General features: G+C 65.9%; 7 protein-coding genes and 1 pseudogene. 3 read left to right on the top strand and 5 right to left on the bottom strand.

All coding sequences use genetic code 11. The features are described 5' to 3' along the window. Positions 1-258 precede the first annotated feature (258 nt). Positions 259-861: a DUF998 domain-containing protein gene (locus SM191_RS18965; protein ID WP_341507571.1), complete on the top strand. Its 603-nt coding sequence runs from the start codon at positions 259-261 to the stop codon at positions 859-861. 114 nt (positions 862-975) lie between these two features. On the opposite strand, the gene SM191_RS18960 is transcribed toward SM191_RS18965, so the two are convergent. Further along, positions 976-1440, bottom strand: coding sequence for a GNAT family N-acetyltransferase (locus SM191_RS18960; protein WP_341507570.1), 465 nt, complete (start codon positions 1438-1440; stop codon positions 976-978). A 10-nt stretch (positions 1441-1450) separates the two neighbouring features. Next, positions 1451-1858 carry a rhodanese-like domain-containing protein gene (locus tag SM191_RS18955; protein ID WP_341507569.1) on the bottom strand — a complete coding sequence of 136 codons (408 nt, stop codon included), beginning with the start codon at positions 1856-1858 and terminating at the stop codon, positions 1451-1453. A gap of 83 nt (positions 1859-1941) precedes the next feature. Here SM191_RS18955 and ftrA point away from each other — a divergent pair, with 83 nt between their 5' ends. Next, a complete protein-coding gene (gene ftrA / locus SM191_RS18950; protein WP_341507568.1) occupies positions 1942-2919 on the top strand; it encodes a transcriptional regulator FtrA in 978 nt (325 codons plus the stop codon). A 318-nt stretch (positions 2920-3237) separates the two neighbouring features. Here ftrA and SM191_RS18945 read toward each other — a convergent pair whose 3' ends face one another. Genes SM191_RS18945 through SM191_RS18935 form a run of 3 tightly spaced genes read right to left on the bottom strand, consistent with a single transcriptional unit; the run spans position 3238 to position 5995 of the window. Continuing rightward, positions 3238-4389, bottom strand: coding sequence for an ROK family transcriptional regulator (locus SM191_RS18945; protein WP_341507567.1), 1152 nt, complete (start codon positions 4387-4389; stop codon positions 3238-3240). Then, complete coding sequence (locus SM191_RS18940; RefSeq protein ID WP_341507566.1) at positions 4386-5546, bottom strand: hypothetical protein; 1161 nt, start codon at positions 5544-5546, stop codon at positions 4386-4388. The genes SM191_RS18945 and SM191_RS18940 overlap by 4 nt, the downstream gene beginning before the upstream one ends. Then, entirely contained in the window at positions 5543-5995 is a 453-nt protein-coding gene (locus SM191_RS18935; RefSeq protein ID WP_341507565.1) for a DUF6528 family protein, read from the bottom strand. The genes SM191_RS18940 and SM191_RS18935 overlap by 4 nt, the downstream gene beginning before the upstream one ends. A gap of 352 nt (positions 5996-6347) precedes the next feature. Between SM191_RS18935 and SM191_RS18930 the strand changes: the two are divergent. Beyond that, a pseudogene (locus SM191_RS18930) lies at positions 6348-6446 on the top strand (transposase); the annotation flags it as partial.

Here is a 6446-nt window from a genome sequence, read left to right as displayed (position 1 = left end):
CGAAAACCAAAAGAAATCCGTCATTCCACCACCTCCTCGCAGAGCCAGTGAATCACCATCATGCAGGAAACGGAAGACGGTTATTGGGTCCGGACCCTAATTGGTTCGCCGCAGACCGCGCACCACACGTGCAATCGCGCCTACGGCTGTTCGTCGCTTGACACCCCCCGTTACACTGCCGATACGTTTACACTTGTAGTCGAAGCTGTCCTGCAAAGGCTGGTGAGAATGACGGGGCTTTCTGTCGGAGATAGCAGGATGGCGAAGATTGATACGACAACAATGAAAACGATGATTTCGGCCGGCATTCTACCGCTACCGTGGTTCATAATCTGGGTGACGATCGGCGGAATGTTCATGCCGGGGTATAGCTGGATATCGCAGCACGCCAGCGAGATGACGCTCGTTCCCGGAACGGCAAACGTATTGCTCAAGATCGGCGCATTTGGAACAGGAGTGTTTTTTATCCTGTTCGCCGTTGGCCTCTGGCGTTATTCGGACCGAAAAATTTCTTGGGGGTCAATCTGCTGGATTGTCTTTGGATTTTCCATGTTGTCGAACGGCATCTGGAATATGGGAGATCCGAAGCACGGGTTCTACGCGATTGGGATTATCAATATTGTCACGCCGGCTCTTTCACTGGCGGAGAATAGGAAGCTCGCCGATGATCGAATTGTGTATTTCACAACCATCGCCGTGAGATTCTCAGGTATTCTGTATCTTTGGCTGAATGTAACGGGTAACGATCCGGAAGGGTATCGCGGCATATCGCAGCGGCTGTTTTCTTCGATTAACTCCCTTTGGCCTATGGTTGTGGCGTGGAGAGTAATCGCAAATGATCGTATGCAGATGCGGGGATAAAAATCGGCGCGCGTAGGTTGGCGACGATCTGCCATCATATTCCCGATTGGGAACGCCCCGCGAGACGGCCGGGCCATTCCCATTGGGATGGTGCTTTGAGAAAGTGAGGGACGCTTACCCCACCGGCAGCAAGAAGCGCGCTTTGGGCAGGGATGATGCCCCCTCACGGCGATAGAACCGGATCGCGTCCTCGTTCCAGTCGGGTGTCTGCCATTGGATTTCTGCCAACTGGCGTTCTGCCGCATGCGCGCGCACCGCTGCCAACAGCCTCGCGCCAACGCCAAGGCCCCGGCAGCAATCCCGCACGAACAGGCAGTCGAGGTGGAGGAATGGCTGTCCGGTCCATGTCGAAAAGTCCACCGTCGCGGATGCGTATCCGACCATCTCGCCGTCCTGGATGGCAACCCAGGCCGCCAGCACGGCCGGCGAACCGTCCAGAGCCGAACGCAGGGCCGGTTCGCTGACGCTGGCCCGCCCATGTTCATATTCCGCATGGCTGCGGATCAGGGGAAGCATCGCCTCCGCATCCGCTCCGGTGGCGGGCCGGATGCAGAGGCCGTCGTTTCCCGCGTCGGTCATGATGGAGGGATCAGGCACCCGGGTGACCGCTTTCCAGCGGGAAGCCCTCGTCGATCCATCCAGTCACGCCTCCGGTCATGATCTTCACCGGCCTGGCCAGCTTTGCCAGACGTAGCGCTCCCCGCGCCGCGCCGTTGCAATGTGGACCTGCGCAGTAGGTGACGAACAACGTGTCGGTCGGCCATGCCGCCATCTTGGACGCGATGATCTTGCCATGCGGCAGATTGATCGCGCCCGGCACATGACCTTTGGCGAACATGTCCGGGCCGCGTACGTCGAGCAGCACGAAGCCGGGGTCAGGGCGCGACAGCGCATCATGCACGTCCCAACAATCCGTCTCGAAACGGAAGCTGTCGGCGAAGTGCGCCTCGGCCTCCGGGGCCGGAGCTGCGGGTATGTCGATGACGGCGTTGGTCATGAAGCGTCTCCTATTGATGACGCCTTGTGCCTGTTCGCCGCGCACCCTCGCCAGTGGCTGAATTGCCGTTTATCGTAAGAATCATGCCAAAGGTTCCCCCCACGCCCAATCGCCTCGTCGCCGCGCTCGCCTATGACGGGCTTTGCGCGTTCGAGTTCGGCATCACCGCCGAGGTCTTCGGCCTCTCGCGCCCGGAGATGGGGGCCGACTGGTACAGGTTCGCCGCCTGCACCGAACGGCCGGGTCGACTGGCAACGAACGCGGGTCTGGCGGTCGAGGTCGACGAGGGCCTCGATGTGCTGGCCGAGGCGGGGACGATCGTGATCCCTGGCTGGCGATCGGAGGGAGAGGTTCCGTCCGACGCCCTCCGCGACGCGCTGCTCGCCGCCCACGCGCGTGGCGCGCGCCTGGTTTCGATCTGCTCGGGTGCCTTCCTGCTGGCGGCGACAGGGCTTCTGGATGGTCGTCGCGCCACGACGCATTGGCGCTATGCCGAACGTCTCCAAACGGCCTTTCCGGCCGTCCTGGTGGATGCCGATACGCTCTACGCCGGCGACGATCGCGTCTTCACCTCGGCCGGTTCGGCGGCCGGGATCGACCTGCTGCTCCATCTGGTGCGCCTCGATTTCGGTCCAGACGCAGCGAACAGCGTGGCGCGACGCCTGGTGGTCGCCGCGCATCGCAGCGGTGGGCAGGCGCAGTTCATCGAACGCCCGGTCCTCGCGCGGTCGGACAGTGCGCTCGGGTCGTTGCTGGACCGGCTTCGCGGCGATCTGGCAAAGCCGTGGACGGTGGAACGGATGGCACGCACAGCGGCCATGAGCCAGCGCACATTGGCGCGGCGCTTCCGGGAAGAGACGGGAGAAAGCCCGTTGGCGTGGCTGACCGCGCAGCGACTTGCCCTGGCGCGCGATCTTCTCGAGACGACGAACCTGTCGATGGAACACATCGCCGACAGGGCCGGCATGGGAACCGCCACCAATCTGCGGCTGCACTTCACGTCGAACGTCGGCATCCCGCCAAACCTCTATCGCAAGCAATTTCGTCGCGCCGACGCCTGATGCTGAAAGGCCACAACGCCGTCGACAACTTTTCGGTTGGAGATGGCCCGTGAGACGGCCGGGGCGTTCTCGAACTGGATCGAGAAACGGGAATGCCGAACGCTTCCCGAAACGCATCACTATTGCAGTGTGAGGCAGCGAAGCCTTCAAGCCGATGTGTCACAACCGTTCGTGGCTGTTGAGAATCCCGTTGGGCGCTGCCCCGCACCCATTGGGTTGGAACGCTGAGGATAATTTCGGTATCTGGGCTGTGGCGTGTGCATGATCGAGGGCGCTACTTCGTGTCAGCGACTAAGACCGGTCGTGGTGTAAGCCGCATTATTGGAAGAACGCGGCCCGGGTCGGGAGCATTGCCGCACCGATTGCGGCGGCATCGCTGCCGATCGTTGACGGTATCAGGCGCGGCACGGGCCGATGGTGGCCTCGCCGTGCGGGGTTGGTGACGAGGATCCTCTCGATCATGCGTTCGGCAAGGGCCGGGGGAAGCCGGCCGCCCAGCACGATCATCGCCGGATCGAGCGCGGCGAAGATGGCGGAGACGACGAGGTTCAGCGACGGCGTGCAGCGAATGAGCCACGCTTCCACTGCAGGCGCGCTAAGATCGACATCGCGCAGCATCGTCCGCAGCCCGTCGAAGGCTATGCCGTGCTCGGCGAGGTGCCGACGCAGGTTCTCCAGGTTCGGTTGGTACCACCCCTCGGGCAGGACTGATCCGAACTCGCCGGCATTGCCGCTCGCCCCGCGCAGCGGTGCGCCGCGCGCCACGACCCCGCCTCCGAAACCCGCGGCAAAATACAGGTAGGCGAAGTCCGGGCAGGCGCGCCCCGCCCCCAGCATCGCCTCGCCGACGGCGGCGACGTTGCCGTCATTGTCGACCCAGACAGGGCCGCCCAGCGCGTCGGCCAGCAAGGTGTCGAGCGGGCGCAACGCCCAGGAGTCGAGCGCGGCAGGCGGGTTGAGCCGCGCACCGTCGCCGATGAAATAGCCGGTGACGCCGACCCCGGTTCCCAGGCGACGGGTGGGGTCGAGCCCAGCCTCCGCGACTGCGCCGTCGATCATGGCCGCGATCTGGCGTGCGCCCGCATTGAAATCGTCGCAATCGAGCGGGGCGGATACATGTGCGCGGACGGTTCCGGCAAGGTCCACCAGGGCCAGCGTGATCGCATCCGTCATGACCGAGACGCCCGCCGAAAAGGCCGCCTCGGGGTTCAGACGCAGCGGCGCGCCCGGCTTCCCCCTGCCCGCGATCTCCGGCGCACCCTCTATCACCAGACCGCGTTCAATCAGCGGTTCGATCAGCCGGCCGACCGAATGCGGCGCCAGCCCGGTGACCCGCGCGAGTTCGGCCCGCGAAGCCGCCCCCCGCCGCGACAGGAGCGAAAGCACCACCCGCTCGTTGGCGGTCACCGTCCGCTGACCATCGGCACGCAGGAAGCGGGAGGGAAACGTACCGGCGTGACGATCGATCATTCGCCGTTTGCGCCGTTCGCGAGCGCACTTGTCAAGCGTGACGGCATCAGCAGCCACGCCGCGACCAGGCACCCGGCAGCCGCGCCGCCGACGAGGATCGTCAGCGCGGCCGGCGTGAAGCTGCTCTGCCCGCCCAGCACCGCAGTCATCCACAGTCCCGCACCGCCCAGCGCCAGTTTGCTCGCCATCGTGTAGCGGGCGTAGCCGCCCGCTCCCGTCACCAGTCGCGGCAGCAAGGCCCATCCGACCAGGTTCGTCGCACCCAGCATCACGCCGAGCAGAAAGGGCAGCGTCGCGCCCCCGATGGCCACCAGCGGACCAACCAACGCCGCTGCCGCGTACAGCCCCGCGAGCAGCCGCAGCCCCCGCCGCGCGTCCTGCATCCCGAACGGCAGCAGCGCGGTGACCGTCCGGCCGGCGGTCAGCAGGATCAGGATCGTACCGGCACTCGGGTTGTCGCGCGTCGGGGGCAGGTGCATCACGCCCTTGCCGATCGCCGCCAGCGCGACCATGCCGGCGACGCTGCCGGCGAGGAACCGCCACGGCAGGTTGGGCGACGCGGCCGCCTCCATCCGTCGTGGTGTTCCCGACAGACGAGTCAGCAGCGGCAGCAAGGCCGCGCCGCCCAGCAACGCGGCGAGCGCCAGACCGCCTAGCAACCACGGGATCGTCGCGCGATTATTCAGCCAGTGCAGTCCCGCACCGACGATTATCGCTGCCGCGCCGGTGCCGAGCGTCCGTCCCCGTGACAGGCGAGTCGCGGCCGGCAGGTCGGCGGCGAGACGCGACAGCAGCGCATTGTGCGGGACGTCATATGCTGCGTAGCCGAGCCGGAAGGCCAGCGTCGCCGCCAGCAGCGCGGTCCATCCGAACGGCGCGGCCACGATAGTCAGGGGAAAGGCGAGCGCCGCGAGCAGCAATCCGCCGGCGGCGAGGCGGGGCGTGCCGCCGGGACGCCGGTCCAGCCGCACTCCGACCATCAGGTCCGCGCCTGCACTGGCAACCAGGCCGATCAGGAACAGCCACCCGGCAAGCGCGGGATCGACACCGTAGAGGCTGACCAGCGCATAGATGGTGACGAGGTCGCCGGCGGTCCACAACAGGCTCTTGGCTACGTGTGCCGCATAATAGGCGCCGTGCGCCGCCCGCGGGCTCATCGTCTCCACCGCACCTTGTAGAGGTGAATGCCGTCGAGCGGGATGCGACAGCGGTCACGGCCATCGGCCGTCATCACCGTGAAACCGCTGGCCCACCAGCTCTGCTCGGCCTGGACCCAGGCGATCCGGTCCCCTGCCGCGCTCACCGACTTCACTCGCAACGCTGGATTGAGCGGCGCATAAGGCGTGAAACTGCCGTCATCGGGATCGAACCGCCATGCGCCGTCATCGGTGGTCACATAATAGCGGCCCTCGCCGCCCGGCGACAGGTCATGCCCGTCGCGCCGCCCCGGCAGCGTCCAGCGCGCGGTTTCGCTCAGCCGCGCGGAGACCCCGCGCCCGGTAAGACGGAACGCCTGCACCAGATCGTGCGACAGCGCGAACAGTCGCTGTCGCTGGGCGTCCCACACTGCGCCATGCCCCGAGGGGAGCGGCAGCGTCTGGATCACCTGCTCGCTGCGTCGCCGGTCATATAGCTCCAGGCGATCGCCATCGGGGGCGATCGACAGCGCGATCGCGATGCGTTCGCCCGGCAGCAGGTCCGCCTAATGCGCCATCGGCACTCGCGCGCGGAAGGTCACGCGCCCGGTCGCGCGATCGATCAGCACCGCGCCGCCGGTCGAGGCCGTGACGAGGATCGCGCGCTCGCCATCCACGGGCTTGCATTCGTCGATATGGGCCAGCAGCCGCTCGCGATAGTCGGCCGGCAGATCCGGCGCCTCGCGCGCTGTCCAGCGCCATGTCTCCGCCGCGCCGCCCGCGCCGATACGCAATTCGCGCACCTGATCGTCGCCGCAGGCATACGGTCGGAAGACGATCACGACCGATACCGGTAAGTTGGCGATCGACGTACCGCGCGACCGGCAAGCCAGCTTCGACCCGCAGCTGATCGCCAAATAC

This window comes from Sphingomonas sp. 2378 (genome assembly GCF_038084995.1).
Classification (GTDB): Bacteria; Pseudomonadota; Alphaproteobacteria; order Sphingomonadales; family Sphingomonadaceae; genus Sphingomonas.
The sequence above is the reverse complement of the archived record's forward strand: the minus strand, read 5'-3'. Positions and strand labels throughout refer to the sequence as shown.

Excerpts from the sequence above, each read along its gene's own strand:
- SM191_RS18965 (WP_341507571.1), top strand. The coding sequence starts at position 259 with ATGGCGAAGATTGATACGACAACAATGAAAACGATGATTTCGGCCGGC.
- SM191_RS18960 (WP_341507570.1), bottom strand. The coding sequence starts at position 1,440 with ATGACCGACGCGGGAAACGACGGCCTCTGCATCCGGCCCGCCACCGGA.
- SM191_RS18955 (WP_341507569.1), bottom strand. The coding sequence starts at position 1,858 with ATGACCAACGCCGTCATCGACATACCCGCAGCTCCGGCCCCGGAGGCC.
- ftrA (WP_341507568.1), top strand. The coding sequence starts at position 1,942 with ATGCCAAAGGTTCCCCCCACGCCCAATCGCCTCGTCGCCGCGCTCGCC.
- SM191_RS18945 (WP_341507567.1), bottom strand. The coding sequence starts at position 4,389 with ATGATCGATCGTCACGCCGGTACGTTTCCCTCCCGCTTCCTGCGTGCC.
- SM191_RS18940 (WP_341507566.1), bottom strand. The coding sequence starts at position 5,546 with ATGAGCCCGCGGGCGGCGCACGGCGCCTATTATGCGGCACACGTAGCC.